Source organism: Streptomyces sp. NPDC104761 (assembly GCF_055583445.1).
On the sequence record NZ_JBVJNZ010000007.1, the window covers coordinates 437530 to 464097 of the forward strand.

The following is a 26568-nucleotide window of genomic DNA, read 5'->3' on the forward strand; positions in this document are numbered from 1 at the left end:
AGTGCTGGTCAGGCGAGTGTGGCCACCAGCACGGCCTTGATGGTGTGCATCCGGTTCTCGGCCTCGTCGAAGACCACCGAGTGCTCGGACTCGAACACCTCGTCGGTGACTTCCAGTTCGGTCAGCCCGTGCCGCTCGTGGATCTCCCGGCCGACGACCGTGCCGAGGTCGTGGAAGGCCGGCAGGCAGTGCAGGAACTTGACGTCGGCGTTGCCGGTGGCGCGCAGCACGTCCATGGTGACGGCGTACGGCCCGAGCAGCGCGATGCGCTCGTCCCAGACCTCCTTGGGCTCGCCCATCGACACCCAGACGTCGGTGGCGACGAAGTCGGCGTCGCGCACCCCGTCCTTCACGTTCTCGGTGAGCGTGATCCGGGCGCCGGACGCGCCGGCGAGCTGCTGGGCCAGCTCGACGATGGTGTCGTCCGGCCACAGCAGGCGGGGTGCGACGATCCGGACGTCCATGCCGAGCAGGGCGCCAGTGACGAGGTAGGAGTTGCCCATGTTGTAGCGGGCGTCGCCGAGGTAGGCGAAGGCGATCTCGGTGAGCGGCTTGTCGCTGTGCTCGGTCATGGTGAGCACGTCGGCGAGCATCTGGGTGGGATGCCACTCGTCGGTGAGGCCGTTGTAGACGGGCACCCCCGCGAACGCGGCGAGCTCCTCGACGACGCCCTGGCCGTGCCCGCGGTACTCGATCGCGTCGTACATCCGGCCGAGGACCCGGGCGGTGTCCTTCACCGACTCCTTGTGCCCGAGCTGCGACCCGGCCGGGTCGAGGTAGGTGGTGGCGGCGCCCTGGTCGGCGGCGGCGACCTCGAAGGCGCAGCGGGTACGGGTGGAGGTCTTCGCGAAGACCAGCGCGATGTTCTTCCCGCGCAGGTACTGCGTCTCGGTCCCGGCCTTCTTGGCCGCCTTCAGCTCGGCGGCCAGCTCGACCAGCCCGCGGAACTCCTCCTGGGTGAAGTCCAGCTCCTTGAGGAAGTGGCGGCCGGCGAGGGCGGTCGGGACAGTCGCCATGGGGGCGCTCCAGCGGTCGGGTCGGCATCGGGACCTTGGAAGTCTATACGATGTTCCACATTTCTATACAGGCGGACTGGCGGAGCTCTGTGGTATGTCACATATCACGCGTCACACGGCATCCCGCTGCACCGGGCAGCTCATGCACCGCGGGCCGCCCCTCCCCCGCCCCAGTTCGCTCCCGGGGATCTCGATCACCTCGATGCCCTGCTTGCGCAGGTGGGTGTTGGTGGTGGAGTTGCGTTCGTAGGCGACCACGACGCCGGGCTCGACGGCGAGGACGTTGCAGCCGTCGTCCCACTGTTCGCGTTCGGCGGCGTGCACGTCCTGGGTGGCGGTCAGGACCCGGATCTCGCTGAGGCCGAGGGCGGCGGCGATCGCCCGGTGCATGTGCTCCGGCGGGTGGTCGGTGACCTTGAGCTCCTTCTCGCCGGCGCCCGGTTCGATGGTGTACGAGCGGAGCATGCCGAGCCCGGCGTACTGGGTGAAGGTGTCGCCGTCGACCATCGTCATCACGGTGTCGAGGTGCATGAAGGCGCGCCGCTTCGGCATGTCCAGGGCGACGATGGTCTGCGCCGAGCCGGCCGCGAAGAGTTTGTGCGCGAGCATCTCGACGGCCTGCGGGGTGGTGCGCTCGCTCATGCCGATCAGGACCGCGCCGTTGCCGATCACCAGGACGTCGCCGCCCTCGATGGTGGAGGGGTAGGCGGCCTGCCCCTCCGACCAGACGTGGAACGTTTCGCCACGGAAGAGCGGGTGGTGCCGGTAGATCGCCTCGAAGTGCACGGTCTCGCGCTGCCGGGCGGGCCAGCGCATGGCGTTGATGGAGACGCCGTCGTAGACCCAGGCGGAGGTGTCGCGGGTGAAGAGGTGGTTGGGGAGCGGTTCGAGGAGGAAGTCGTCGAGGTCCATGGCGTGGAAGCGGACCGAGGTCGGCTCCTCGTGGGCGGCCAGGAACTCCCGCTTGGTCATGCCGCCGACCAGCGCCTCGGCCAGCTCGGCCGCCGGCAGCTTCTCGAAGGCGGCGCGCAGGTGGTCGGTGGCGAGCGGGCCGTACTCCTTCTCGTCGAAGACCCGGTCCAGGACGAGGGTGCGGGCGGCCTCGATCGCCAGCGCCTCTTCGAGCAGGTCGCCGAAGAGATGGACGGCGACCCCGCGGTCGCGCAGCACGTCGGCGAAACCGTCGTGCTCGGCCCTGGCCCGGCGCACCCAGAGGACGTCGTCGAAGAGGAGGGCGTCCTTGTTGCTCGGGGTGAGCCTTTTGAGCTCCAGATCCGGCCGGTGCAGTATGACGCGGCGCAGCCGCCCGGCCTCGGAGTCGACGTGGAATCCCATGCCTCCATCCTGACCATCGACGACCGCGTTCACCCCCTGCTCGGCCGTTTCTTGTTTCTCGTCCTCTTGACGACAAACAGGCTCCGAGATTATGGTCAACATGACTCTTAAAGCGAGGGGGCGGAACCGATGGCCGACATCACCCGGCGCCTGGGCTGGCGCCATCTGCGCGGCGCGCCGACGGCGCACGTCAGACACCACCGGGGCGAGCAACTGCTGCACGACGGGCCCGGGCTCAGCTTCTGGTTCCGCGCGCTGACCGCGGCGATCTCCGAGGTGCCGGTCGACGACCGGGAACTCGCGATGACCTTCCACGCCCGTACGGCCGACTTCCAGGACGTGTCGGTCCAGGCGACCGTCACCTACCGCGTCGGCGACCCGGCCGCCGCGGCCGCCCGTCTCGACTTCTCCATCGACCCGGACACCGGGGTCTGGCGCGGCACCCCGCTCGAACAGCTCGGCACCCTCCTCACGGAGACGGCCCAGCAGCACGCGCTGGACGCGCTGGCCCGGACCCCGCTGGCGGAGGCACTGGTCGACGGGGTGGCGGTGGTCCGGGAGCGGGTCGCGGCCGGCCTGGTGGCGGAACCGCGGCTGCCCGCCACCGGCATCGAGGTGGTGGCCGTCCGCGTGATGGCGCTGCGGCCCGAGCCCGAGGTGGAGCGGGCGCTGCGCACCCCGGCCCGCGAGCAGATCCAGCAGGAGGCCGACCGGGCGACCTACGAGCGGCGCGCGGTGGCCGTCGAGCGGGAGCGGGCGATCGCCGAGAACGAGCTGGCGAGCCGGATCGAACTGGCCCGCCGCGAGGAACAGCTGGTCGACCAGCGGGGCACCAACGCCCGGCGCGAGGCGGAGGAGAACGCGGCGGCCGACGCGGTCCTCGCGGATGCGGAGGCGGCCCGGACGGTGAAGCTGGCGGAGGCGGAGGCCGCCAGATCCGTGAAGCTGGCGGACGCGGAGGCGGCACGCACGGTACGGCTGGCCGAGGCGGAGGCCTCCCGGTCGGTGAAGCTGGGCGAGGCGGAGGCGGCGCGGGCGGTCACGCTGGCGCGGGCCGAGGCCGCGGGGGCCCGGGAGGTCGGCGAGGCGCGGGCCGCGGCACAGGCGGCCTGGCTGCGGGTGCACGGCGAGGCGGACGTGGCCACGCTGCACGCCCTCACCGGCGCCCGGCTCGCCGAGAACCTGCCGCGCATCGACAGCGTGACCGTGTCGCCGGACGTGCTGACCGGGCTGCTCGCCAGGCTGGGCGGGGAGCGGGAATGAGCCTCGCGCCGCGGGCGGTGCTCGTCCACCGGACCACGGAGTACGAGGAGCTGGTGGCCCGGCACGGCACGCACGGCCAGGCCGCCTTCTTCCTCGCCTCCCGGGGCCGGGACATGGCCGAGGTCGCCGAACGTCACCGGCGTACCCGGCGGGCGCTCGCCGAGGTGACCTCGGCGGTACCGCTGGCCTGGCGCCAGGCCCGGGTCGAGCGGTCCGACCTGGACCGCTTCCTGTTCGCCCCCGAGGACGTGGTCGTGGTGGTCGGGCAGGACGGGCTGGTGGCGAACGTGGCCAAGTACCTGGACGGCCAGCCGGTGATCGGCATCGACACCGACCCCGGCCGCAACCCGGGGGTGCTGGTACGGCACCGCCCGGAGCAGGCGCCCGTCCTGCTGGCCTCGGTGGGCGCCACCGCCACCGGTGCCGACGAGCTGACGATGGTCGAGGCGGTCGCCGACGACACGCAGCGGCTCGTGGCGCTCAACGAGATCTACCTCGGTACCGCCGGTCATCAGACCGCCCGATACCGCCTGGGCCTGGAGGGCGACGGGGGTGTCGTCGAGGCCCAGGCCTCCTCCGGGGTGCTGGTGGGCACCGGCACGGGGGCCACCGGCTGGCTGCGCTCGGTGTGGCAGGAGCGCGGTGCCCGGCTGCCGTTGCCCGCCCCCTCGGAGGACCGCCTCCTCTGGTTCGTCCGGGAGGCCTGGCCCTCGCCGGCGACCGGGACCTCCCTGGTCGCCGGCGAGCTGACGGCCTCGGCGGCCCTGACCCTCACGGTCGAGTCGGACCGCCTGATCGCCTTCGGCGACGGCATCGAGACCGACGCCCTGGAGCTGACCTGGGGGCAGACGGTCCGGGTGGGGGCGTGCACGCGGCGGCTCCGGCTGGTCGGCTGACCGGCCGGCCGCGGCCGCCGCGGGACACCCCCGCGCTTCACAGCCGCGGGTCGACCGGCTCCGACTCCAGTGCCAGCACCCCGAAGACCGCCTCGTGCACACGCCACAGCGGCTCGCCGTCCGCGAGGCGGTCCAGGGCCTCCAGGCCGAGGGCGTACTCGCGGATCGCCAGGGACCGCTTGTGGTTGAGGAAGCGGCCCCGCAGGCGGGTGAGGTTGTCGGGGCGGGTGTACTCGGGGCCGTAGATGATCCGCAGGTACTCCCGGCCACGGCACTTGATGCCGGGCTGGACGAGGCGGCCCTGCGGGTCGCGGACCACCGCGCCGGCCGGCTTGACGACCATGCCCTCGCCGCCCCGGCCGGTCATCTCCAGCCACCAGTCGACGCCCGCCTGTACCGACTCCGGCTCGCCGGTGTCGACGTGCAGGCGGCGGGTGGTCTGCAGCAGGCCGGTGGGGTCGTGCTCCACCAGCCGGTCCAGGAGGGCGAGCTGCTCGTCGTGCGGGAGCGCGGCGAGGCTGCGGCCCTGGACCGCGAGGATCTGGAAGGGGGCGAGGCGCACCCCGTCCAGGCCGTCGGTGGTCCAGCAGTAGCGGCGGTAGGCGTCGGTGAACGCGGCGGCTTCGGCGGCGCGTTCACGCTGCCGGTCGCGCAGCACGCCGATGTCGACACCGCGTCCCGCCGCCCGCTCCAAAGCCGCCAGCGCACCCGGGAAGACCGCGCCGGAGGCGGCGCCCACGGCGGCGTACTGGGTGCGCAGCAGGCCGGAGGCCTTGAGCGACCACGGCAGCAGCTCGGCGTCCAGCAGCAGCCAGTCCGTGGCGAGTTCGTCCCAGAGGCCGGCCGCGTCGACCGAGGCGCGGATGCGGCCGAGGATCTCCTCGGTCACCGACTCGTCGGTGAAGAACGGGCGTCCGGTACGGGTGTAGAGGGAGCCGGTCGGGCCGGGGGCGACGCCGAAGCGCTTGTGCGCGACCTCCGCGTCCCGGCACACCAGCGCCACCGCCCGCGAGCCCATGTGCTTCTCCTCGCACACCACCCGGGCGACCCCGTCCGCGGCGTACTGGGCGAAGGCCTCCGCCGGGTGCTCCAGATAGCCCTCGACGTGCGACGTGGCCGTCGGGGCCATGGTCGGCGGCAGGTACGGCAGCAGGCGCGGGTCGATCGCGAAGCGGCTCATCACCTCCAGGGCGGCCGCCGCGTTCTCCTCGCGGACCGCGATCCGGCCCTGGTACCGGGTCTCGACGACACGGCGCCCGTGGACGTCCGCCAGGTCCAGCGGGCGTCCGTCCTGGCCGCCGGGTGCCTCGGTGAGCAGCGGGCGGGCCGGCTCGTACCAGACCCGCTCGGCCGGTACCTCGACCAGTTCCCGCTCCGGCCAGCGCAGCGCGGTCAGCTTGCCGCCGAAGACGGCGCCGGTGTCCAGGCAGATGGTGTTGTTGAGCCAGGTCGCCTCCGGGACCGGGGTGTGGCCGTAGACGACGGCCGCGCGGCCCCGGTAGTCCTCGGCCCACGGGTAGCGCACCGGCAGGCCGAACTCGTCGGTCTCGCCGGTGGTGTCGCCGTACAGGGCGTGCGAGCGGACCCGTCCGGAGGTGCGGCCGTGGTACTTCTCGGGCAGCCCGGCGTGGCAGACGACAAGCTTCCCGCCGTCGAGCACGTAGTGGCTGACCAGGCCGTCGATGAACTCCCGTACCTGTGCCCTGAACTCCTCGCTCTCGCCGTCCATCTGCTCGATGGTCTCGGCGAGTCCGTGGGTGTGCTGGACCTTGCGGCCCTTGAGGTACCGGCCGTACTTGTTCTCGTGGTTGCCGGGCACGCACAGCGCGTTGCCCGACCCGACCATCGACATCACACGGCGCAGTACGCCGGGGCTGTCCGGGCCGCGGTCGACGAGGTCTCCGACGAAGACGGCGGTACGGCCCTCGGGGTGCACACCGTCCTGGTAGCCCAGCTTGGCGAGCAGGGACTCCAGTTCGCTCGCGCAGCCGTGGATGTCGCCGACGATGTCGAAGGGGCCGGTGAGGTGGGTCAGGTCGTTGAACCGCTTCTCGGTGACGACGGTCGCCGACTCGATCTCCTCGACACCGCGCAGGACGTGCACCTTGCGGAAGCCCTCGCGCTCCAGGTGACGGAGGGAGCGGCGGAGTTCGCGGATGTGGCGCTGGATGACCCGGCGCGGCATGTCGGCCCGGTCGGTGCGGGCCTTGTTGCGTTCGGCGCACACCTCCTCGGGCACGTCGAGGACGACGGCGATGGGCAGCACGTCGTGCCGCTTGGCCAGGTCGACCAGCTGGCGCCGGGACTCCTGCTGCACGCTCGTCGCGTCGACGACCGTGCGGCGGCCGGCGGCCAGCCGCTTGCCCGCGATGTAGTGCAGGACGTCGAAGGCGTCCTTGGTGGCGCCCTGGTCGTTCTCGTCGTCGGAGACCAGGCCCCGGCAGAAGTCTGAGGAGATGACCTCGGTCGGCTTGAAGTGGCGCCGGGCGAAGGTGGACTTGCCGGAGCCGGAGGCGCCGACGAGGACGACCAGGGAGAGGTCGGTGACGGGCAGAACCCGCCCGGTGCGCTGTGTCTCGGTCATGCCGCCTTCGCCTCCTTCGCAGCGAACGTGAACGTGGCCATCTGGGTGGGTGGGCCGACCTCGGGGTCGTCCGGGCCCACGGGGGTGAACTCGACGTCGTACCCGTGGAGTCCGGCGACCCGGCGGGCCCAGGCGCGGAACTCCTCGCGGGTCCACTCGAAGCGGTGGTCGCCGTGCCGGGTGTGACCGGCAGGGAGGGTCTCCCAGCGGACGTTGTACTCGACGTTCGGGGTGGTGACGAGGACCGTGCGCGGGCGGGCGGCGCCGAACACGGCGTACTCCAGGGCGGGCAGCCGCGGCAGGTCGAGGTGTTCGATCACCTCGCTGAGCACGGCGGCGTCGTATCCCTTGAGCCGCTTGTCGGTGTAGGCGAGCGAGCCCTGGAAGAGCGTGACGCGGGACGCCTGCCGCTCCCCCATGCGGTCCAGCTTGAGCCGCCGGGAGGCGATGGTGAGCGCCCGCATCGACACGTCGACGCCGACGATCTCGGTGAAGGACGGGTCCTTCAGCAGCGCCTGCACCAACTGGCCCTGGCCGCAGCCGAGGTCGAGGACCCGGGCGGCGCCGGAGCGCCGGAGCGCGTCGAGGATCGCCTCCCGGCGCTGCACGGCGAGCGGGGCCGGCTTCTCCTCGGTCTCGGCCTCCTCCTCGACCGCGTTGTCGATCTCCTCGACCTCGCTGTCGTCGGACTCGGCGAGCCGCACCAGTTCCAGCCGCTCCATCGCCTGCCGGGTCAGCGACCAGCGGCGGGACAGGTAGCGGCTGGTGATGAGCTTCTGCTCGGGGTGGCCGGGCAGCCAGCCCTCGCCCGCGCGCAGCAGCTTGTCGACCTCCTCGGCGGAGACCCAGTAGTGCTTGGTGTCGTCGAGGACGGGGAGCAGGACGTAGAGGTGGCGCAGCGCCTCGGAGAGGGTCAGCGCCTCGGACTCCAGGACCAGGCCGACGTAGCGCGAGGCGCCCCACTCCGGGAACTCGGCGTCCAGGGCGACCGGTTCGGCGGTCACCGTCCAGCCGAGCGGCTCGAAGAGGTGCCGTACCAGGTCGGCGCCGCCGCGGGCGGGCAGCGCGGGCACCTCGATCCGCAACGGCCGTGTCCGCGCCGGGGCTTCGGGCCGGGCCTTGCAGACGCCACGCATCGCGCTGGAGAACACGTTGCCGATCGCCACGGCGAGCAGTGAGGAGGCCGCGTACGGGCGGTCGTTGACGTACTGCGCGAGCGCCGCGTCGGGTGCACCGCCGCGGCCCCTGCCCTTGCCGCGCCGGACCAGGGCCACCGCATCCACCTCCAGCAGCAGCGCGGCCGTGCAGCGCTCCGCATCCGCCTCGGGGTAGAAGACGTGCGCGACGCCGTGCGAGGTGGTGAAGGACTGCGCGTTGTCGGGGTGCTTGTGCAGCAGGAACCCGAGGTCGGTCGCGGGGCGTTCGGGGGTGCCGGTGGTGGTGATCGTCAGGAACACGGTGGGTCGCCTCGAAAAGGGTCCGAAAAGGGGGGCGAACGCGCTGGTCGTGCACTTGTTCGCGGTTCCAACGTAGCCGGGGGCGCGGGCCGGGTGCGCGGAATTTCTCCCGCGCTGGGGCAGCGCCCCGTAGGGGCGGGGGGAACTGCGCGGCCAGCCACGACGGCGCCGCGGGCGGCACACCGCGGCCTCCCACCGGAACGTCAGCCGTCGGCACGCTTCCAGGCCCCGACGCCCAGCTTGCCCGTGGTCCCGAGATCGAGGCCCGGGGTGACCATGACGGGCGCGGCGCCCGGCTTCGCCAGGACCCGGACGTAGGGCACGTTCACCGCCGTGCCCGCCAGGGTCGTGTTGCGCCAGACCAGGCCCGAGAGGGCGGCTTCGCCGGGCTTCAGGACGAGCGGACTCGGCGGCTCGTCGAAGCCGGTGCCCATGGCGACGGCGTCACCGCCGTGCAGGATGCGGATGCCGCCGACGGGCTCGCGGTCGTCGTCCAGCAGGCTCAGCTCCGGGTAGCCGTCGAGCGTGTAGTCCCGCTTGCCGCAGTTCTCCAGGTGGAGCCCGACGACCCGCAGGCCCATTGCGGCGTCGCCGTCGTCGGCCCACAGCCGCACACCGGAGGCGGGGCAGGCGCCCGTCTCGGACGGGGCCTCGTCGGCGGGGACCTGGGTGACCTCGGCCACCTTCACCCGGGTCACCGGGGAGGCGCCGGGGGCGAGCACGCCGAGCTCGACGGTGCCTGCGGTGCTGTGGCCCGGCCGGACCCCCGGCACGGTCACCTTCTTGTTGCCCATGACCGCACCGGTGTCCGTCGTGAAGTCGAAGCGCACGGTGTAGGTCATGGCCTCGTCGCCGTCGTTGCTGACCTGGTAGGCGGCGGAGATGCCGGAGTCACCGGGCAGCCGGTCCGCGTGCACCAGGCCCGGGGCGGCGGACGGGGTCGGGGAGGCGGAGGGGATGGTGACCGAGGTGATCCGGACGCCGTCCACCGGGGGGTCGGTCACGGTGGCACGGGGCGCCGGGACGGCCCCACCGCCGGTGTCCGGGTGCTCCGTGCCACAGGCCGTGGCCAGGAGCAGGACGGCGGCGGGGACGAGGAGACGGCGGCGGGGTCTGCGCATCCGGCCACCTCATCAGGGCGGACACCGGACGACTGTGACGGAAGCCATAGCTCCGGTCACAGCCCTGTCACAGCCGGATGCGCGGACCCCGCGGCGGCTACGACAGCTGCGACTGGACCTGGGCGGAGATCAGCTCCAGGTGGTCCAGGTCGGAGAGGTCGAGGATCTGGAGGTAGAAGCGGCCGGAGCCGATCTCGGCGTAGCGGCCGATCTTCTCGACGACCTCGGCGGGGGTACCGGCCAGGCCGTTCTCCTTCAGTTCGGCCACCTCGCGGCCGATCGCGGCGGCACGGCGGGCGACCTCCTGGTCGTCCTTGCCGACGCAGACGACGAGGGCGTTGGAGTACGTCAGCTCGTCCGCCGCGCGCCCTGCCGCCTCGACGGCGGCCCGCACCCGGCCGAACTGCCGCTCGCTGTCCTCGACGGAGGCGAACGGCATGTTGAACTCGTCGGCGTACCGCGCGGTCAGCTTCGGGGTGCGGGTGGCACCGTGGCCGCCGATCAGCACCGGGATCCGCGCCTGGGCGGGCTTGGGCAGCGCGGGCGAGCCGGTGAGGTCGTAGTAGGTGCCGTGGAAGTCGAAGGTGTCGCCGAGCTTGGTCTCCCAGAGCCCGGTGACGATCGCCAGCTGCTCCTCGAGGCGGCCGAACTTCTCCTTCGGGAAGGGGATGCCGTACGCCTTGTGCTCCTCCTCGAACCAGCCCGCGCCGAGGCCCAGTTCGACCCGGCCGCCGGACATCTGGTCGACCTGGGCGACCTGGATGGCGAGCACGCCGGGCAGCCGGAAGGTTCCTGCGGTCATCAGGGTGCCGAGGCGGATCCGCTTCGTCTCGCGGGCGAGCCCGGCGAGGGTGATCCAGGCGTCGGTGGGGCCGGGCAGGCCGTCCACGTCGCCCATCTTCAGATAGTGGTCGGAGCGGAAGAAGGCGTCGAAACCGAGGTCTTCGGTGGCCTTGGCGACGGTGAGGAGGGTGTCGTAGCTCGCGCCCTGCTGGGGCTCGGTGAAGATACGAAGGTCCATACACCCATCCTGCACGGCCCGCGCCCCGTCAACCGCATCGGCACCGCCCGTCAGGGCGTCCACCCCTGGGTGAACGTCGTCGACGGCGGGCCCGCGGAGCGGTGACCGGCCTCCGCGGTGATCGTTGGGTGGGGGGAGCCGGGCCGTCCGGCACCCGCGCCGGACGGCCGCCGTCGCCGCGCGTCGTTCGTGGCCCGCCGTCGACGGCGGGCCGGGGGGCCGAGGAGGCCGTCTTGTCCGAAGAGTCCGTTCCACCGCAGGGTGGCCCCTCGTCCGGTCAGCCGAAGGGGCTGCTCCAGCAGATGGAGGAACTCATGGCGGCGTTGAACGCGGACCTCTCCGCGCTGGACGCGGACCTGCAACGGCCCCTGCGGGAAAAGGCCGATCTCGGCCGGGAGGCGCGTCCCAGGTCCTAGGGCTGCCGGGCGAGGTGGACAGGGGCCGGGGGCCGGTGCGTCGTTCGTCCGCCGGCCGGTGGGGGTTGATCGCGCAGTTCCCCGCGCCCCTGAAGGGGGCGGTCACCCCGGTGCCTTCAGGGGCGGGAACTGCGCGACCAGCCACGGCGGCGCCGCGGACGAACGACGACGCCTCGCGGCTCTTCGAGCGGAACGCTCAGCCGTCCCGCACCTCCTCCCGGGCCGCCAGTTTGCGGAGCATCTCCAGGACCCGGTCCCGGGACTCGTCGGCCGCGTCGATGGCCTCCATGCACTGCCAGTACGTCGCCTCGTCGGCCGCGGCGCTGGCCATGCCGACCAGGGCGATGCCGGCCTCGGCGAGGAGGCCGCCGAGGCTCAGCAGGGTCTGGCGGGCGTCGTCCAGTTCGGTGAGCTGGGCGGCGCGCAGGGTGCCGGGGTCCAGGTCGGGGGTGCCCAGCACGCCGCAGCCGCGGCCCGCCAGCTCGGTCAGGCCGAGGGCCTCGCCGCGCAGCTCGGGCGGGCCGGAGACGGCCAGCCGGCTGCCGATCGCCTGGGCCAGGGCCTGGGCCTGCCACACCTCGGTCATCATCTCCGGAACGCCCGCGCCGTGCGCCAGCGCCTGTCTGCTCGCCACGATGAGCCGCATCGCGTCCATCCGTCGCCCCGTCCCCGTCGGTCCGAACTGCCTTGCCGCACTCAGTAGTTCACTACCCAGAGTGAGGGTTCCCGAGACGCATAGCCAGAGGAAGACGGAAATCTGTGGACAACAATTCGGATTCGGGCGGGGTTGCGGCTACTGAGTGTTAAACCGGAGTGTGGGACTCCTCGCCACGGGAGGCTGATGGGCCGTCAGGCGGGTGGGAAGCGCCGCTCGTTGCGGTCGATCTTCGCGGCGAGCGCGGCCAGCGGATCGACGTCCAGGACGTCGCAGAGCTGGAGGAGATAGGCGAGGACGTCGGCGACCTCGTCCATGACCCGGTGGGCGGTGCCGGGGTCGGCCATCACCCGGGACGACTCCTCCGGGGTCAGCCACTGGAAGATCTCGACCAGTTCGGACGCCTCCACGCTGAGGGCGGAGGCCAGGTTCTTGGGGGTGTGGTACTGGCGCCAGTCGCGGGCGGCGGCGAACTCGGCCAGCCGGCGCTGGAGTCCCGCCACGTCGAGGGGTTCTTCGGTCACGCGTCCAGGTGTACCACTGTGATCGCCGCCGTCTCGGCCCAGGACGCGTCGCTCACCGCGCCGACGAGCCGGATGTGGCCGCGCTCGCCCATCAGGACGGCCGTACGCAGGAGTTCGGCGCGCTGGCCCGGGTCGAGGGCGCGGTCGAAGCCGTCGGCGAGGACGGTGAGGCCGCGCATGGCGTCGGGAACCTCGCCCGGTGCGTCGACCGCCAGAACGCCGGGCCCGGTGAAGAGGACCAGGGCGAGGGCGAGGTAGCGCAGTTCGCCGTCGCCGAGCCGGTCCAGGTCGGTGCGCCGGCCGTCGCCGCGGTCGAGGAGCGCCCGTACCGTGCCGTCGCCGAGCGGTTCGGCGAGCAGGTCGACGACGGGGCCGGCGCAGCCGGTGCGCACCGCGTCGACGAGCAGGCCGTGCCGGCGGCCGCATTCGGCGCGGGTGCGCCACAGGACGTCGGCGAGGTTGTCGCAGCCGCGCAGCAGCCGGCCGGAGCCGGTGCGGACGGGGGCGCGCATGCCGTCGGGCCGCGGGTCGCAGGGGAACACCGACCGCAGGGCGACGACCATCTGCTCGGCGGCGGCGAGGACCCGCCGCTGCCCGTCCGTCTTCCCGGCGACCCGCAGCGGCAGCAGGGCGGTGCCGAGGCGGTCGTCGGGGAGCGGGGCCTGGGTCACCGGTGCGGAGCCGGCGGTGTGCCAGGCGGCCTGCACGGCCGGGCGGCTCGGGTCGCGCAGCGCGGTCTCCAGGAGCACCAGGCCGGCCGCGGTCAGCCGTTCGCCGACGATGCGCAGTTCGGGCTCGGCCTGGACGGCGAGGTCGAGCCGCACCGGCCCCTCGGCACCCTCGGCCGTACAGCCGATGCGAAAGCCCCGGCGCCGCTGCGCGTCCGGCCGGGCGCCCTCCGGCACCAGCGCGGCGGGATCCGGGAAGACCTCCGCGAGCGCGGCACCGCCACCGAGCCGGGCGAGCGCCTCATAGGCGGCGAGCGCCGTGCTCTTCCCGCTCCCGCTGGGCCCGGCGAACAGGGTTACCTGCCCGACGGGAAAGGTCGCTCCACGGTGCCGGGCGAAGGCGGAGAGCCGGAGCTCGGTGACGCGGGGGCGCGGGTCACGACGAGGGGTGATGGCGGGCGCCGGGCGGGGGGCGGGTGCGGCGGCCGGTGGCGCCTCCCTGTGGACCGAACGGGCGCGCGGGACGGTCTCCGACGAGCCGGCGGGCGGGCCGGAGCGTGCCGGTCGGGGCCGCCCGGAAGCCGGACCGCCGGCCTCCGCGGACGCGTTCGGCGCCGGCCCCCCGCCCTCGGACGACGGCGGCAGCGACGGCGACCATGACGGGGCCGGCGGCGGCGACAGCGACGGTGTGTCGTCCGAAGTGGAACGGCGGGAAGGGCGGGACGCGGGCGAGGCGGAGGGCACGGCCATATGCGGACCGTAGGCCTCCGGCCGTCCGGCGAACCGTTCCGCCCGTCGGCCCTTCCTTCGATCGGGGGATGCCAGGCCGTCCCGCGGATGGGCCCAGCCGCCTCGCCGGAGCGGCGGTCAGCCCCCGGAGACCCCGGCCCCCTCCATCAGCCCGCCGACCTCCGTGCCGGGCGGGGTGAGGAGGAAGACGTTGCGGTCGACCCGGTGCATTCCGCTGGCCAGGCCGAAGACCACGCCCGTACTGAAGTCGAGGACGCGCTTGGCGACCTCCGTCTCGGCGCCGGTGAGGTCGAGCAGGACCGGTATCCCGGCCATCAGCGTCTCGGCGACGTCACGGGCGTCGGCGAAGACGTTGACGCGCAGGACGACGAAACGGCGGCGCGTCTCGGTCTCCGCGTCCGGCAGCGCCCGGTGGTCCACCGCCGACGGCCAGGCGTCGCGGCCCCGTAGCGGCACCACCTGGGCGAGCCCCTCCCACTGTTCATCGGTGACGTCGTAACGGCTCACCGGCTCCCCCTGACCTGACTCGCACTCGATGCCTGCACCAGCCAATTCTTACGCCAAGTCACCCGTTCGGCCCAACAGCGACACGAGGCGCGAGCGTTTCCGGGCACCCGGACGGGAAAGAAGTGATCTTGTCACTATTCAGGCGATTGCCGCGCATTAGGGGCCTCTTACCGCCCTCACACCGGACTCTTCTCCTCCAGACACGCCCCGCTCACCGCCCGCGATTACCGTCCGGTCCGTGCACTTGGCAGAAACACAACAGGTGACACCCGGCCGGCGGACACAGTCGGCGGTGTCCGCCGCTCCGGGCGACGCCGGAGCCCCCGCCCCCTGGCACCGCGTCCTGACCCTCCTCGCCGACATCGGCCTGTTCATCGGCACCCGGTCGGTGTGGACGCAGGCGGTGACGCACCACGAGGTCCTGGCCGCCCTGATCTCCCTCTGCTACGTCTCGATCCTGGTGACCGGGGTGCTGACGCTGACCGTCCGCAGCACCCGGTCGCTGGCGCGCCTCGACCTGGTGGTCCTGGTCACGGCGGTGACGCTGGCGCTGTGCGCCTGGGTGCTGAACCACAACGGCGGCGACGAGGGCGTCCTCACCACCCAGGCCGCCAGGGAACTCGTCGCCGGCCACCCGGTGTACGGACAGCCCTGGCCCTGGCTGTTCGGCGGCAAGGGGGTCGCCCTCACGCCGACGATAGGCGGGAGTTACGACTACACCTACGGCTATCCCCCGCTGGCCCCGCTGCTGACCGTCCCGTTCCTGTGGCTCGGCCACCAGGGCGCCCCCGCGACGGCGGTGTGCACGGGCGCCCTGATCGCCGGCACGGTCGCGCTCTGGCGGATGCTCCCGGTGCCGTGGCGGTCGGCGGCGACGCTGAGCTGCCTGGGCTTCGGTTTCCTCTCCACGTACTCCCGGGTCGGCTACCCGGCGGTCATCGCCCTGGCGCTGCTGATCCCGGTGGTGGTGCGCTGGCCGCGGATCGGGCAGGGGGGCCGGCTGGGGTGGGCCGGGATCGCGCGGGCCGCGTGCCTGGGGGCCGCCTGCGCGGCGCAGCAGCTGCCGTGGTTCGTCACGCCGTTCCTGCTGGCCGGCGTCTACGCGGTGCGGCGCGGGGAACTGGGCGGCCGGGCCGCCACCCTGCTGGTCCTGCGGGTCACCGGCGTGGCCGTCACCGTGTGGCTTCTGATCAACACGTACTTCATCGCGTCCGAGCCCGGCCGCTGGCTGGGCGGGATCGCGCTGCCGCTCACCCAGGGTGCCGTGGTCCACGGCCAGGGCCTGGTGGACATCACGCTCTACTACACGAACGGCAGCGACCGCATCGACTGGTACTCGCACGCGAGCATGCTCCTCGCGGCGGCCCTGCTGGCCCTGTTCGTGCTCTTCGTACGGCGTCTCGGCCCGGCGGCGACCGTGCTGCCGTGGCTCGCCTTCTTCCTGGCGACCCGCTCCCAGGACGGCTACTACCTGCTGATGACCCCGCTGTGGCTGGCGGCGGCCGTCACCGCCCCGCTCCCGGAGTTCGCGCACGCCTGGCAGCCGCGTCCGGCCCTGCTGACCGGGCCCCGCCGCCGCCCCGCCCTGATCGGGGCGGTCGTCCTGCTGCTCACCCCGGCGCTGGTGAGCGCGACGCTCGCGGTGACCGGGCGGCCGCCGCTGCGGATGGAGATCACCGCTCTGCGGCGCACCGGGCACCAGGCCGAGGTGGTCCGGGCGATGACGCTCAAGGTGGTCAACACGGGGAGCGTCCCGCTCACCCCGCACTACACGCTCACCACCGGCCAGGGGATGAGCAAGTACTGGCTGCTGGTGCGGGGTCCGGCGACGATCCCCGCGCACGGCACGGCGAGTGTCGAGCTCAAGCCGTCGAACGGCCGGTTCGGCATCCCCGCCAAGCCGAGCACCCGGATCCGGCTGCGTGCGTTCACCGCGGACCCGCAGACCCTGTCCAGCCGGGACGTGAAGATCAGCCGGACGGTCCGCTAGACGCTCCGCTGGAATCGCCGTGACTGCCGACCGCGGCACCGTCGTGGCTGGTCGCGCAGTTCCCCGCGCCCCCTTCGGGGCGCTGCCCAACCGCGGCCGGCATCGGCGAACCCGCTCGGTCCGGCCCAAGTACCGCGATCTGCCGTCTGCCGACCGCGGTGGCGTGGCTGGTCGCGCGGTTCCTCCTCCAGCCTTCGGCCGGGGGTACCCCCAGCGCCCCTTACAGGGCGCTTCAGGCCGCCGTGCGGGTGAAGCGCAGGGTGGCGGTCACCGTCGTCGGGCCGCCCATCATGCGCATCTGGTTGAAGGTGATGCCGAACTCCTCGCGCACCACCTGGAACTCGGCCTCCAGCGTGAGTCCGCCGGCGTCCGCCGAGACCAGCTTCGCGGTGGCCTGCTGCGGCCTGCTGATGCCGCGGACGGTGAGCTGACCGTCGACCTGGACCTCGTCGCCGGTGTGCCGGGCGCTGCGCACCGCGAAGGTGATCTCCGGGTGGTTGTCGGCGTCGAAGAAGTCGGCCGAGCGCAGGTGGTCGTCGCGCTTCTTGTTCTTGGTGTCCAGCGAGGCCGCGTCGATCGACAGGGTGCCGCTGGCAGTGCCGTCCGCGGCCACCTCGCCCCGGCCGGTGACGCCCGCGAAGGTGCCCTTGACGGTGACCAGGCCCCAGAAGGTCTTGTGCCGGACGGCGACGGTGGAGGCGGTCGGGTCGAGCTGCCAGAGGCCGGTTTCCACGGTGACGGTCATGGCCGTACTCCGATTCGTTGATGGTTCAAATTTGGATGACTATGGGGATGGCTGCACGCTAGCTCAATATCCAAATTTGGACAACAGGTAGACTCGATGCCATGGCCGCCGCCCAGGAACACCCCGCAGAGCTGCCCGAATGCCCGTCCCACGCGGGCGGCGGGCTGCTCCCGGCCGAACTGCGCGCCTGGATGCTGCTGCTGGCCGCGACCGGGGCCGTCGAGCAGCGGCTGCGGTCGGTCGTGAAGGAGACCCTGGACGTCTCGCATGACGAGTTCCTGATCCTGTGCCTGCTGGCCGAAGTGGAGCGCGAGGGGCTGCGGATGACCCGGATCGCCGAGCTCCTGGGCCGCCCCAAGACCCGCCTCACCTACCAGATCGCCTGCCTCCAGCACGCCGGCCTGGTCACCCGCAAGGCCGCCTGCGGAGACAAGCGGGGCATCGAGGTCGCCCTCACCGACAAGGCCCGCCGCCAGATCCGGGACGCCTCCGCCGCCCTCGCCGAGACGGTCGGCCAGGCGGTCGGCCACGTCATCGGTCCGGAGCAGCGCGAGGCGCTGTGCGCGCTGATCCCGGAGCTCGCCGGAGACACGCCCTGACCGTACGAATCCGGCCACTCCACCCCCGGGAGGCGCAGGTCACAACCACGGAGAGGGCAAGGTCACAGCCCTGCCACCCGTGCACTTTTGGTGCTCTGCCCTAGCATCCGAGCATGACGGTCCTGCCTGACGACGGGCTCTCACTGGCCGCCGAGTTCCCTGACGCGACGCAAGAGCAGTGGCACCGCCTGGTCGAGGGTGTGCTGCGCAAGTCCGGCAGGGAAGTCTCGGGCGAGGCCGCCGAGGACGCCCTGTCCACGACGCTGGAGGACGGGCTGCGCACCCGTCCCCTGTACACCGCGCGCGACTCCGCACCCGACCCCGGTCTGCCCGGCTTCGCGCCGTACGTGCGCGGTGGCCGTCCGGAGGGCGGCGTCGCGGGCGGCTGGGACGTACGGCAGCGGCACACCGCGGCTCCCGACGGCGCGCTCCTGGCCGACCTGGAGAACGGCGTCACCTCGCTCTGGCTGCTCGCGGGCCGGGGCGGCATCCCCGTGTCCGGCCTCGCCCGCGCCCTCGACGGCGTCTACCTGGACCTCGCGCCGGTGGTCCTGGACGCCGGCCAGGACACCGAGGCGGCGGCGGCCGAGCTGTTCCGGCTGTACGACGAGAAGGGCGTCGACCCGAAGGCGGTGCGCGGCAACCTGGGCGCCGACCCGCTGGGGTACGAGGCGCGCACCGGCACCGCCCTTCCCTTCGCTCCCGTCGCCGAACTGGCGAAGCGCTGCGCCGCGGAGTTCCCTGGCCTGCGCGCGCTGACCGTGGACGCGCTGCCGTACCACGAGGCGGGCGGCTCGGCCGCGCAGGAGCTGGGCGCCTCGCTGGCCACCGGCGTGGCCTGCCTGCGCGAGCTGACCGAGGCCGGCCTCGGTATCGAACAGGCCCTCGGGCAGCTGGAGTTCCGGTACGCGGCGACCGCCGACCAGTTCCTGACCATCGCCAAGCTGCGCGCGGCCCGCCGGCTGTGGGCGCGGGTCGCCGAGGTCAGCGGGGCCGCCGGCGCGGGCGCGCAGGTGCAGCACGCGGTCACCTCGCCGGTGATGATGAGCCGCCGCGACCCGTGGGTGAACATGCTCCGTACGACGGTCGCGACGCTGGCCGCCGGGGTGGGCGGCGCCGACTCCGTCACCGTGCTGCCGTTCGACCACGCGATCGGCCTGCCCGACGCGTTCGCCCGCCGGATCGCCCGCAACACCTCGACGATCCTCATCGAGGAGTCCCACCTGGCCCGGGTCATCGACCCGGCGGGCGGCTCCTGGTACGTCGAGAAGCTCACCGACGAACTCGCCCGCGCAGCCTGGGAGTTCTTCCGGAGCATCGAGCGGGACGGCGGCCAGGCGGCGGTGCTGCGCTCCGGCCGCCTGCGCACCGACCTCGCGACCACCTGGGCCGAGCGCTCCAAGAAGCTCGCCAGGCGCCGTGAACCCGTCACCGGTGTCAGCGAGTTCCCGTTCCTCGCCGAGAAGCCGGTCGTGCGCGAACCGGCGCCCGAGCCCCCGTCGGGCGGCCTGCCGCGGGTCCGCCGCGACGAGGCCTACGAGGAGCTGCGCGCCCGCTCGGACGCCCATCTCGCGGCGACCGGCAGCCGCCCGCGGATCTACCTGGCCACGCTCGGCCCGGCCGCCGCGTACACCGCGCGCGCCGGCTTCGCCGCCAACCTGTTCCAGGCCGGCGGCATCGAACCCGTCACCGAGGGCGGTTTCGAGGAGAGCGGCGCCACCGAGGCGGTGCTCTGCTCCAGCGACGCCCTCTACGCAGAACAGGCCGAGCAGACCGCCGCATCGCTGAAGGCGGCCGGTGCCCGGCACGTGGTCCTCGCGGGCCGGGGCGAGTTCGCCGGCGTCGACTCCTACGTCTTCGCGGGCTGCGACGCCGTGGCCGTGCTGTCCGAGACCCTCGACCGCATGGGAGTGTCCTGATGGGAATCCCCGACTTCTCCGGCATCGAGCTGGGGACCCCCGTCACCGACGGCAGCCCCGAGGAGTGGCGGGCGGCCTGCGGTGACCTGCCGCTGTGGGAGACCCCGGAGGGCATCGGGGTCAAGCCGCTCTACACCGGCCGTGACCTGGAGGGCCTGGACTTCCTCGGGACCTACCCGGGCATCGCGCCGTACCTGCGCGGCCCGTACCCGACGATGTACGTCAACCAGCCCTGGACCATCCGCCAGTACGCGGGCTTCTCCACCGCCGAGGAGTCCAACGCGTTCTACCGGCGCAACCTGGCGGCCGGCCAGAAGGGCCTGTCGGTCGCCTTCGACCTGCCCACGCACCGGGGTTACGACAGCGACCACCCGCGGGTGACCGGCGACGTCGGCATGGCGGGCGTGGCCATCGACTCGATCTACGACATGCGCCAGCTGTTCGACGGCATCCCCCTCGACCGGATGACCGTGTCGATGACGATGAACGGCGCGGTGCTCCCCGTCCTCGCCCTCTACATCGTGGCGGCGGAGGAGCAGGGCGTACCGCCCGAGAAGCTGGCCGGGACCATCCAGAACGACATCCTCAAGGAGTTCATGGTCCGCAACACCTACATCTATCCGCCGAAGCCGTCGATGCGGATCATCTCCGACATCTTCGCGTACACCTCGCAGCGGATGCCGCGCTACAACTCGATCTCCATCTCGGGCTACCACATCCAGGAGGCCGGTGCCACGGCCGACCTGGAGCTGGCGTACACGCTCGCGGACGGCGTCGAGTACATCCGGGCGGGCCGCGAAGCCGGCCTGGACGTGGACGCGTTCGCGCCCCGGCTCTCCTTCTTCTGGGCGATCGGCATGAACTTCTTCATGGAGATCGCCAAGCTGCGCGCGGCCCGGCTGCTGTGGGCCAAGCTGGTCGCGCAGTTCGAGCCGCAGAACACCAAGTCCCTGTCCCTGCGCACCCATTCGCAGACCTCGGGCTGGTCGCTGACCGCGCAGGACGTCTTCAACAACGTCACGCGTACGGCCGTGGAGGCGATGGCGGCGACCCAGGGCCACACCCAGTCGCTGCACACCAACGCCCTCGACGAGGCCCTCGCGCTGCCCACCGACTTCTCCGCGCGCATCGCCCGCAACACCCAGCTGCTCATCCAGCAGGAGTCGGGCACCACCCGGGTCATCGACCCGTGGGGCGGCAGCGCCTACGTGGAGCGGCTGACCTACGATCTCGCCCGCAAGGCCTGGGCGCACATCCAGGAGGTCGAGGCGGCGGGCGGCATGGCCAGGGCGATCGACGCCGGCATTCCCAAGCTGCGCATCGAGGAGGCGGCGGCCCGCACCCAGGCGCGGATCGACTCGGGGCGGCAGCCGGTGATCGGCGTCAACAAGTACCGGGCGGACAGCGACGAGCAGATCGAGGTCCTCAAGGTCGACAACTCCTCGGTGCGGGCCCAGCAGATCGAGAAGCTGCGGCGGCTGCGCGCGGAGCGGGACGAGACGGCCTGCCGGGACGCGCTCGACGCGCTGACCCGGGCCGCGGACGGCGACGGGAACCTGCTGGAGCTGGCGGTGCACGCGGCCCGCGCCAAGGCGACCGTCGGGGAGATCTCGGACGCCCTGGAGAAGGTGTACGGCCGGCACGCGAGCCAGATCCGTACGATCTCCGGTGTGTACCGCAACGAAGCAGGCGAGTCCCCGAACGTGGACCGCACCCGGGCCCTGGTCGACGCGTTCGACGAGGCCGAGGGGCGCCGCCCGCGCATCCTGGTCGCCAAGATGGGCCAGGACGGTCACGACCGCGGCCAGAAGGTGATCGCGACCGCCTTCGCCGACCTCGGCTTCGACGTCGACGTCGGCCCGCTGTTCCAGACCCCTCAGGAGGTCGCCCGCCAGGCGGTGGAGGCGGACGTCCACGTGGTCGGCGTCTCCTCGCTGGCGGCCGGCCACCTCACCCTCGTACCGGCGCTGCGTGAGCAGCTCGCCGAGGAGGGCCGGGCGGACATCATGATCGTGGTCGGCGGGGTGATCCCGCCGCAGGACGTCCCGACCCTCCTGGAGATGGGCGCCACGGCCGTGTTCCCGCCCGGGACGGTGATTCCGGACGCGGCCTACGACCTGGTGAAGCGGCTGTCGGCGGAACTCGGGCACGAGCTGTGATCGATGTCGACGCCTATGTGAAGGGTGTGCTCGACGGTCGGCGCGCGGTGATCGCCCGCGCCATCACCCTCGTCGAGTCCACCCGGCCACAACACCGGGCGTCGGCGCAGGAGTTGCTCACCGAGCTGCTGCCGCACAGCGGCCGGGCCCGGCGGATCGGCGTCAGCGGGGTGCCCGGCGTGGGCAAGTCGACGTTCATCGACGCGTTCGGCACGCTGCTGACGGGGCTGGGCCACCGGGTCGCGGTCCTGGCCGTGGACCCGTCGTCCACGCGCACCGGCGGCTCGATCCTCGGCGACAAGACGCGCATGGAGCGCCTCGCCGTCGACCCGAACGCCTTCGTCCGCCCCTCCCCCAGCGCGGGCACCCTCGGCGGGGTCGCGAAGGCGACCCGCGAGTCGATGGTGGTCATGGAGGCCGCCGGATACGACGTGATCCTGGTCGAGACCGTGGGCGTCGGCCAGTCCGAGACCGCGGTCGCCGACATGGTCGACTCCTTTCTGCTGCTCAGCCTGGCCCGTACCGGTGACCAGCTCCAGGGCATCAAGAAGGGCGTCCTGGAGCTGGCCGACGTGATCGCCGTCAACAAGGCGGACGGCCCGCACGAGCGCGACGCCCGGTCCGCGGCCCGGGAACTGGCGGGCGCGCTGCGCCTGATGCACGGCAAGGACGCCTTCTGGACTCCCCCGGTGCTCAGTTGCAGCGCCCGGGAGTCGACCGGTCTGGAGCTGGTCTGGGAGCGGCTCGAGCAGCACCGGGCGCTGCTGGACTCCACCGGGCGGCTCGCCGAGAAGCGCCGTGACCAGCAGGTGGGCTGGACCTGGTCGATGGTCCGGGACGACCTGCTCGGCCGGCTCGCCGCCCACCCGGCGGTGCGGGCGGCCGCCCCCGGCCTCGAACAGCAGGTCAGGGACGGCACGTTGACGGCGACCCTGGCCGCCGAGCGCATCCTGCAGGCGTTCGGCGAACCGGCCGAGGGCCCTCAGGCCAGCTGATCCTGGAGCGCTTCGCGGGCCCTGGCCACCCGGGAGCGGACCGTGCCGACGGGGCAGTCGCTGACCTCGGCGGCCTCCGCGTACGGCAGCCCGACGAGCTGGGTGAGGACGAACGCCTCGCGCCGTTCGTCGGGCAGCGCCGCCAGGAGGTCGAGCAGCGCGACGCCGTCGTCGAACCCCGGCAGCCCGGACGGCTGGGCCCGCTCGACGGCCTGCTGCCAGTCGGCGACGTCCGCCGGGCGGGGCCTGGCGGCGGCGTACCGGTGGCTGTCCACGACGGCCCGGCGGGCGATCGACAGCAGCCAGGAACGGGCCGAGCCGTGGCCTTCGAAACGGTGCAGGCTGCCCAGCGCGCGCAGGAACGTGTCCTGCGCGAGGTCGTCGACGGCCTGCGGGTCGGCGCAGAGATGGGCGACGTACCTGAGGACGTCGCGGTGCAGGGCCCGTACGAACGCGTCCACGGCGGCCGCGTCCCCGGACCGGGCGGCAAGAGCCCAGGCCGTGATCGACGCGTCGCGTTTCTCGGTCGCCTCGGTGCGTGCGGGCAGGACGGAAGTGATCACTCGGTGTCCTCGCGAGAAAGGTGAGGTGGAGACGGCCGAGTCCTCGAGCGGGCGTACGGCCGCCGTGTTCGTCCGGGGCGCGTGCGGACGGCCCCGGAACACCAGCTGTCGTCAGGCGACAGCCGTCCGCGCGGGCGGACCCCGGGAAGTGATCGCGTGGACGAGGAGCAGGAGCCGCGGCGCCCGGTCCGAACGGTGGCGGCGCAGCCGGGGGCGCGGCCGCTCGGGGGTGGCGGGCAGGGCGAGCAGCAGGCGTAGCGGGGCGACGAGGAGGCCGGCGACGGCCCGGACGATCCGGAACGCTGCGCGTTCGCCGTGGCCGAGCCAGAGCCCGCACAGCAGCGCGGCGAGCAGGTGGGCGGCGAACATGCCGGTGGAGGCGGTGCCGCCGGTGCCGAAGCCCAGGTATGCGACGGGGTCGGTGTGGGCGGCGCCCATGTGCATCGACCCCATGTGCATCGACCCCATGTGCATCGACCCCATGTGCATGGCGGCCATGTCCATGGGGGTGTCCATGTGCATGGAGCCCAGGGGGGCGGTGTGGGTGGTCCACACCTGGGCCGCGGAGAAGCCGGAGTGCAGGGCCGTCTGGGTGCCGACGGCGGCGCACACGACCAGCGGCAGCCCGCGTTCACGTCCCGACAGGGCCCAGCCGAGGGCCCCGGTGAGCGCCAGGGCGGCGGCCAGCGCCCAGGCGGGCACCCGGCTGCCGGACATCAGGACGTGGCCCAGGGCGGCGAGCAGCACGCAGACGGCCGCGAACACCGCGGACCGTGTCGTGCGTGCGCACCATCCTGCCGTCATGGCGCATCATCCTCGCAGCCGGCGCCGACCTGTCGGGGAGTGGTACGGCGATCCACAGCCGGCGCGCTCAACTCACAGGCGGTGTGCGCCGGTTCACAGATTCGCCCGCGCCCCTGAAGGCATCGGCCGCGGGCAGTCCTGCCTCCCCCGGCGTCCCCGCTTCCGGCCCCGGCCCAGCTCAGCTCTTCGCCCACGGGCCCTCCGGCACCGCCGTCCGTACCCGCGCCCGCGTCACGTCGACCACGATCGTGCGGTCGTCGTCCAGGTCCTCCCTGACCCGGCGCAGTCGTCCCGCCCTGTCGATCCAGTACCTCAGCGGGGCGTCGCCGGCGGAGAAGACGTCGTAGCGGTGGCCGTCGATCCGGTCCGTACCCAGGTGGCGGCGGCCCGAGCGGGCGATCCGGTGCGCGTCGTCCGGGCGGGCGGCGGCCAGCGACAGCGTCAGCCGCAGGGCCGTGTCCAGTGAGGCCGGCCCGTAGCCGCGGCGGATCCACGCCGTCGGCCGCAGCCGCGCGGCGTCCCGTACCGCCTCCGCCGTCGACGCCGGCCGCGCCAGCGGGCCCGCGCTGCCGTCCACCTTGGGCCGGGCGACCTCCAGCCCGGCGCCGTCCCACGCCAGCAGCCCCCGCTCCGCCGCGTCCCCGGTGTCGAACCAGCCCACCGCCCGGTGCCGGTGCTCGTCGACCACCGCGCGGACCACGGCCGTACCGCCGGGCAGCGGAGCCCGTACCGTCACCTCGGCCGGGCTGTCCCGGTACGCGTGGAGCGGAGTGAGGGCCATGCGCCGGGCCTCGTCGGCCGAGAGCGGGCGCGGGTCGTCGCCACCCGCGAGGACGAACGGCAGCGCACCGCACACCCCTGTCACCGCGACGAGAGCCGTCCAGGTCCAGGGGGATCGCATCCGCGCTCGTACGCTCGTCGCCGCTGTCCGCATGACATGTACCTACACGCGGACGGGCCGCGCCCGGTGGGCACCGGTGCGCGGCCCGCTCGGCGTCACCCGTGCGGGGTGCGCCGTTTGCCCCACGGGTCAGCCGACCGAGCCGGCCGCCTCCCTGATGACGCGGGTGACCACGCCGGGGCGGGTGACGAGCGACAGGCGGCCCGCCGGCGCTGACCGCGAAGGAGCGCCGGCCGGCCGTGAGCGGGCGGCCCTGTGCGGTGGGCACGCCGTTGGCGAAGCAGCCCTGGAGGCCCTGGTGGCTGCCGTCGGTCAGGAGGTGACGTTGCGGACGGCCTCGCGGATCAGGTCCGCGACCTTCTTGGGGTGGGCGAGCATGACCAGGTGGGAGGAGTCGACCTCGACCGTGGTCATGCCGGCGCGCTCGTAGCCGTAGCGCTCGACGTCGGGGTTGATGGTGTGGTCCGAGGACGACACCAGGCCCCAGGACGGCTTGGTCCTCCACGCCGCGACCGGGGCCGCCTCGGCGAAGGCCGCGCCGGCCAGCGGGCGCTGGGAGACGGCGAGCACCCGGGCGAGGTCCGGGTCCACGTCGGCTGCGAAGATCGCGGGGAACCTGTCGACGTCGACGGTGACGTCGGTGCCGGGCTCGTCCGAGCCCTCGACCGGGAACGGCGTGTACACCAGGGCCGCGGCGAGCTCGGAGTCCGGGAACCGGCCCTGCAGCTCGCCGAGGCTCTCGCCCTCCTCCAGGGCGTAGCCGGCCAGGTAGACCAGGGCCTGCACGTTCTCCTCGGCGCCCGCGACGGTGATGACGGCACCGCCGTAGGAGTGGCCCACCAGGACGACGGGGCCGGGAATCGCGCGGACCACCGAGGCGATGTAGGCGGAGTCGCCGGTGAGGCTGCGGTTGGGCACGGCCGGGACGAGCACCTTCAGGCCGTCGGCCAGCAGCTCGGGGACGACCCGGGCGAAGCTGGACGCGTCGGCGAAGGCACCGTGCACGAGGACGACGGTGGGCGTGGAGTCGGTCATGGGAGTCCCTTGTGGTGCGGTGCGGTGCGGTGCGGGGTCTGGGCGGGCGGCTGGCGCGGGTCGACGCCGATGTCGGTGTCGACGTCGTAGGCGGCTTCCGCGTGGTCGGGCGCGGGGTGCGCGAGGTCGGTCCCCAGGTCGAAGGCCGCCGTCTCGATGGCCTCCTCCAGTTCCGCTTCCTCGCGCTCCGCCTTGGTCCGGCGGTGGTGCTCGGTCAGCTGGTCCTTGAGGTGCCGCAGCCGCGGATGGCCGTCGTGGGCGGACGGCTCCGAAGGCGCGGACGGCTCCGACGACGGTCCCGGCGGCTCGTTCGTGGTCACGCCGGTGCCCGGATCAGGCGGTGTGGAGGGCGGTGTGCAGGGTGCGTACGGCGAGGGTGATGGCGGCTTCGGCGGCGTGGGTCTCGCGCAGGGCGTTGAGCATGACGAAGTCGTGGATGATGCCCTGGAAGCGGACGGCGGTGACGGGGACGCCGGCTGCGCGGAGCTTGTTGGCGTAGGCCTCGCCCTCGTCGCGCAGGACGTCGGCCTCGCCGGTGATGACGAGGGCAGGGGGCAGGCCGGTGAGCTGTTCGGTGGTGGCGCGCAGCGGGGAGGCGGTGATCTGGGCGCGTTCGGTCTCGTCGGTCGTGTACTGGTCCCAGAA

At 73.1% G+C, this 26568-nt stretch carries 25 protein-coding genes; 8 read left to right on the forward strand and 17 right to left on the reverse strand.

Annotated elements, in window-relative coordinates; translation table 11 throughout:
• Positions 1–8 precede the first annotated feature (8 nt).
• The gene (argF, locus tag ACZ63F_RS21850) at positions 9–1016 is read right to left on the reverse strand and encodes an ornithine carbamoyltransferase (protein WP_352367604.1); all 1008 of its coding nucleotides are present in this window, start codon (positions 1014–1016) and stop codon (positions 9–11) included.
• Positions 1017–1127: 111 nt separating this feature from the next.
• Positions 1128–2351, reverse strand: coding sequence for an arginine deiminase (locus tag ACZ63F_RS21855; RefSeq protein WP_352367603.1), 1224 nt, complete (start codon positions 2349–2351; stop codon positions 1128–1130).
• A gap of 129 nt (positions 2352–2480) precedes the next feature.
• Between ACZ63F_RS21855 and ACZ63F_RS21860 the strand changes: the two genes are divergently transcribed.
• Both ACZ63F_RS21860 and ACZ63F_RS21865 read left to right on the forward strand, forming a co-directional pair.
• Positions 2481–3614: an SPFH domain-containing protein gene (locus ACZ63F_RS21860; RefSeq protein WP_469713036.1), complete on the forward strand. Its 1134-nt coding sequence runs from the start codon at positions 2481–2483 to the stop codon at positions 3612–3614.
• Positions 3611–4510, forward strand: a complete 900-nt coding sequence (locus ACZ63F_RS21865) for a hypothetical protein (protein ID WP_469713038.1) — start codon at positions 3611–3613, stop codon at positions 4508–4510. Before ACZ63F_RS21860 ends, ACZ63F_RS21865 begins: the two co-directional genes overlap by 4 nt.
• A gap of 37 nt (positions 4511–4547) precedes the next feature.
• On the opposite strand, the gene ACZ63F_RS21870 is transcribed toward ACZ63F_RS21865, so the two are convergent.
• From ACZ63F_RS21870 to ACZ63F_RS21885, 4 genes are all read right to left on the reverse strand, one after another.
• On the reverse strand, positions 4548–7094 hold the full coding sequence (locus ACZ63F_RS21870) for a polynucleotide kinase-phosphatase (RefSeq protein ID WP_469713039.1): 2547 nt from the start codon (positions 7092–7094) through the stop codon (positions 4548–4550).
• Positions 7091–8551 carry a 3' terminal RNA ribose 2'-O-methyltransferase Hen1 gene (locus ACZ63F_RS21875; protein WP_469713041.1) on the reverse strand — a complete coding sequence of 487 codons (1461 nt, stop codon included), beginning with the start codon at positions 8549–8551 and terminating at the stop codon, positions 7091–7093. The genes ACZ63F_RS21870 and ACZ63F_RS21875 overlap by 4 nt, the downstream gene beginning before the upstream one ends.
• A 203-nt stretch (positions 8552–8754) precedes the next feature.
• Positions 8755–9672, reverse strand: coding sequence for a DUF4232 domain-containing protein (locus ACZ63F_RS21880; RefSeq protein WP_469713042.1), 918 nt, complete (start codon positions 9670–9672; stop codon positions 8755–8757).
• 97 nt (positions 9673–9769) lie between these two features.
• Positions 9770–10693 carry an LLM class F420-dependent oxidoreductase gene (locus ACZ63F_RS21885; protein ID WP_352367178.1) on the reverse strand — a complete coding sequence of 308 codons (924 nt, stop codon included), beginning with the start codon at positions 10691–10693 and terminating at the stop codon, positions 9770–9772.
• 233 nt (positions 10694–10926) lie between these two features.
• Between ACZ63F_RS21885 and ACZ63F_RS21890 the strand changes: the two genes are divergently transcribed.
• Positions 10927–11109, forward strand: coding sequence for a hypothetical protein (locus ACZ63F_RS21890; RefSeq protein ID WP_469713044.1), 183 nt, complete (start codon positions 10927–10929; stop codon positions 11107–11109).
• Positions 11110–11305: 196 nt separating this feature from the next.
• On the opposite strand, the gene ACZ63F_RS21895 is transcribed toward ACZ63F_RS21890, so the two are convergent.
• From ACZ63F_RS21895 to ACZ63F_RS21910, 4 genes are all read right to left on the reverse strand, one after another.
• Positions 11306–11764, reverse strand: a complete 459-nt coding sequence (locus tag ACZ63F_RS21895) for a DUF6099 family protein (RefSeq protein WP_351501272.1) — start codon at positions 11762–11764, stop codon at positions 11306–11308.
• A 194-nt stretch (positions 11765–11958) separates the two neighbouring features.
• A complete protein-coding gene (locus tag ACZ63F_RS21900) occupies positions 11959–12288 on the reverse strand; it encodes a nucleotide pyrophosphohydrolase (RefSeq protein WP_469713045.1) in 330 nt (109 codons plus the stop codon).
• A complete protein-coding gene (locus ACZ63F_RS21905) occupies positions 12285–13706 on the reverse strand; it encodes an AAA family ATPase (protein WP_469713046.1) in 1422 nt (473 codons plus the stop codon). Before ACZ63F_RS21905 ends, ACZ63F_RS21900 begins: the two co-directional genes overlap by 4 nt.
• 117 nt (positions 13707–13823) lie before the next feature.
• Complete coding sequence (locus tag ACZ63F_RS21910) at positions 13824–14213, reverse strand: cell division protein SepF (protein ID WP_093498570.1); 390 nt, start codon at positions 14211–14213, stop codon at positions 13824–13826.
• A gap of 292 nt (positions 14214–14505) precedes the next feature.
• Between ACZ63F_RS21910 and ACZ63F_RS21915 the strand changes: the two genes are divergently transcribed.
• Positions 14506–16203 (forward strand): hypothetical protein, encoded by a 1698-nt coding sequence (locus ACZ63F_RS21915; protein ID WP_469713048.1) that lies wholly within the window; start codon positions 14506–14508, stop codon positions 16201–16203.
• A gap of 232 nt (positions 16204–16435) precedes the next feature.
• Here ACZ63F_RS21915 and ACZ63F_RS21920 read toward each other — a convergent pair whose 3' ends face one another.
• The gene (locus ACZ63F_RS21920) at positions 16436–16948 is read right to left on the reverse strand and encodes a YceI family protein (RefSeq protein WP_469713049.1); all 513 of its coding nucleotides are present in this window, start codon (positions 16946–16948) and stop codon (positions 16436–16438) included.
• Positions 16949–17049: 101 nt separating this feature from the next.
• Here ACZ63F_RS21920 and ACZ63F_RS21925 point away from each other — a divergent pair, with 101 nt between their 5' ends.
• The 4 genes from ACZ63F_RS21925 to meaB all read left to right on the forward strand — a co-directional run bounded on the left by ACZ63F_RS21925 (position 17050) and on the right by meaB (position 22620).
• Positions 17050–17547: a MarR family winged helix-turn-helix transcriptional regulator gene (locus ACZ63F_RS21925; protein ID WP_457701978.1), complete on the forward strand. Its 498-nt coding sequence runs from the start codon at positions 17050–17052 to the stop codon at positions 17545–17547.
• A 113-nt stretch (positions 17548–17660) separates the two neighbouring features.
• Positions 17661–19466: a methylmalonyl-CoA mutase family protein gene (locus tag ACZ63F_RS21930; protein WP_469713052.1), complete on the forward strand. Its 1806-nt coding sequence runs from the start codon at positions 17661–17663 to the stop codon at positions 19464–19466.
• A complete protein-coding gene (gene scpA, locus ACZ63F_RS21935; protein WP_469713054.1) occupies positions 19466–21625 on the forward strand; it encodes a methylmalonyl-CoA mutase in 2160 nt (719 codons plus the stop codon). Before ACZ63F_RS21930 ends, scpA begins: the two co-directional genes overlap by 1 nt.
• Positions 21622–22620, forward strand: a complete 999-nt coding sequence (gene meaB / locus ACZ63F_RS21940) for a methylmalonyl Co-A mutase-associated GTPase MeaB (protein WP_469713056.1) — start codon at positions 21622–21624, stop codon at positions 22618–22620. Before scpA ends, meaB begins: the two co-directional genes overlap by 4 nt.
• Here meaB and ACZ63F_RS21945 read toward each other — a convergent pair.
• The 6 genes from ACZ63F_RS21945 to ACZ63F_RS21970 all read right to left on the reverse strand — a co-directional run.
• Positions 22608–23183, reverse strand: coding sequence for a sigma-70 family RNA polymerase sigma factor (locus ACZ63F_RS21945; RefSeq protein ID WP_469713058.1), 576 nt, complete (start codon positions 23181–23183; stop codon positions 22608–22610). The genes meaB and ACZ63F_RS21945 overlap by 13 nt on opposite strands.
• Positions 23184–23294: 111 nt before the next feature.
• Positions 23295–23987, reverse strand: coding sequence for a hypothetical protein (locus ACZ63F_RS21950; protein ID WP_469713059.1), 693 nt, complete (start codon positions 23985–23987; stop codon positions 23295–23297).
• A gap of 178 nt (positions 23988–24165) precedes the next feature.
• Positions 24166–24888 carry a hypothetical protein gene (locus ACZ63F_RS21955; RefSeq protein ID WP_469713061.1) on the reverse strand — a complete coding sequence of 241 codons (723 nt, stop codon included), beginning with the start codon at positions 24886–24888 and terminating at the stop codon, positions 24166–24168.
• Between the two features lie 312 nt (positions 24889–25200).
• Positions 25201–25923: an alpha/beta fold hydrolase gene (locus ACZ63F_RS21960; RefSeq protein ID WP_352367191.1), complete on the reverse strand. Its 723-nt coding sequence runs from the start codon at positions 25921–25923 to the stop codon at positions 25201–25203.
• Entirely contained in the window at positions 25920–26243 is a 324-nt protein-coding gene (locus ACZ63F_RS21965) for a hypothetical protein (RefSeq protein WP_469713063.1), read from the reverse strand. Before ACZ63F_RS21965 ends, ACZ63F_RS21960 begins: the two co-directional genes overlap by 4 nt.
• Positions 26244–26256: 13 nt before the next feature.
• A partial coding sequence (locus ACZ63F_RS21970) for an alpha/beta hydrolase fold domain-containing protein (RefSeq protein WP_469713064.1) occupies positions 26257–26568 on the reverse strand: 312 nt, incomplete at its 5' end.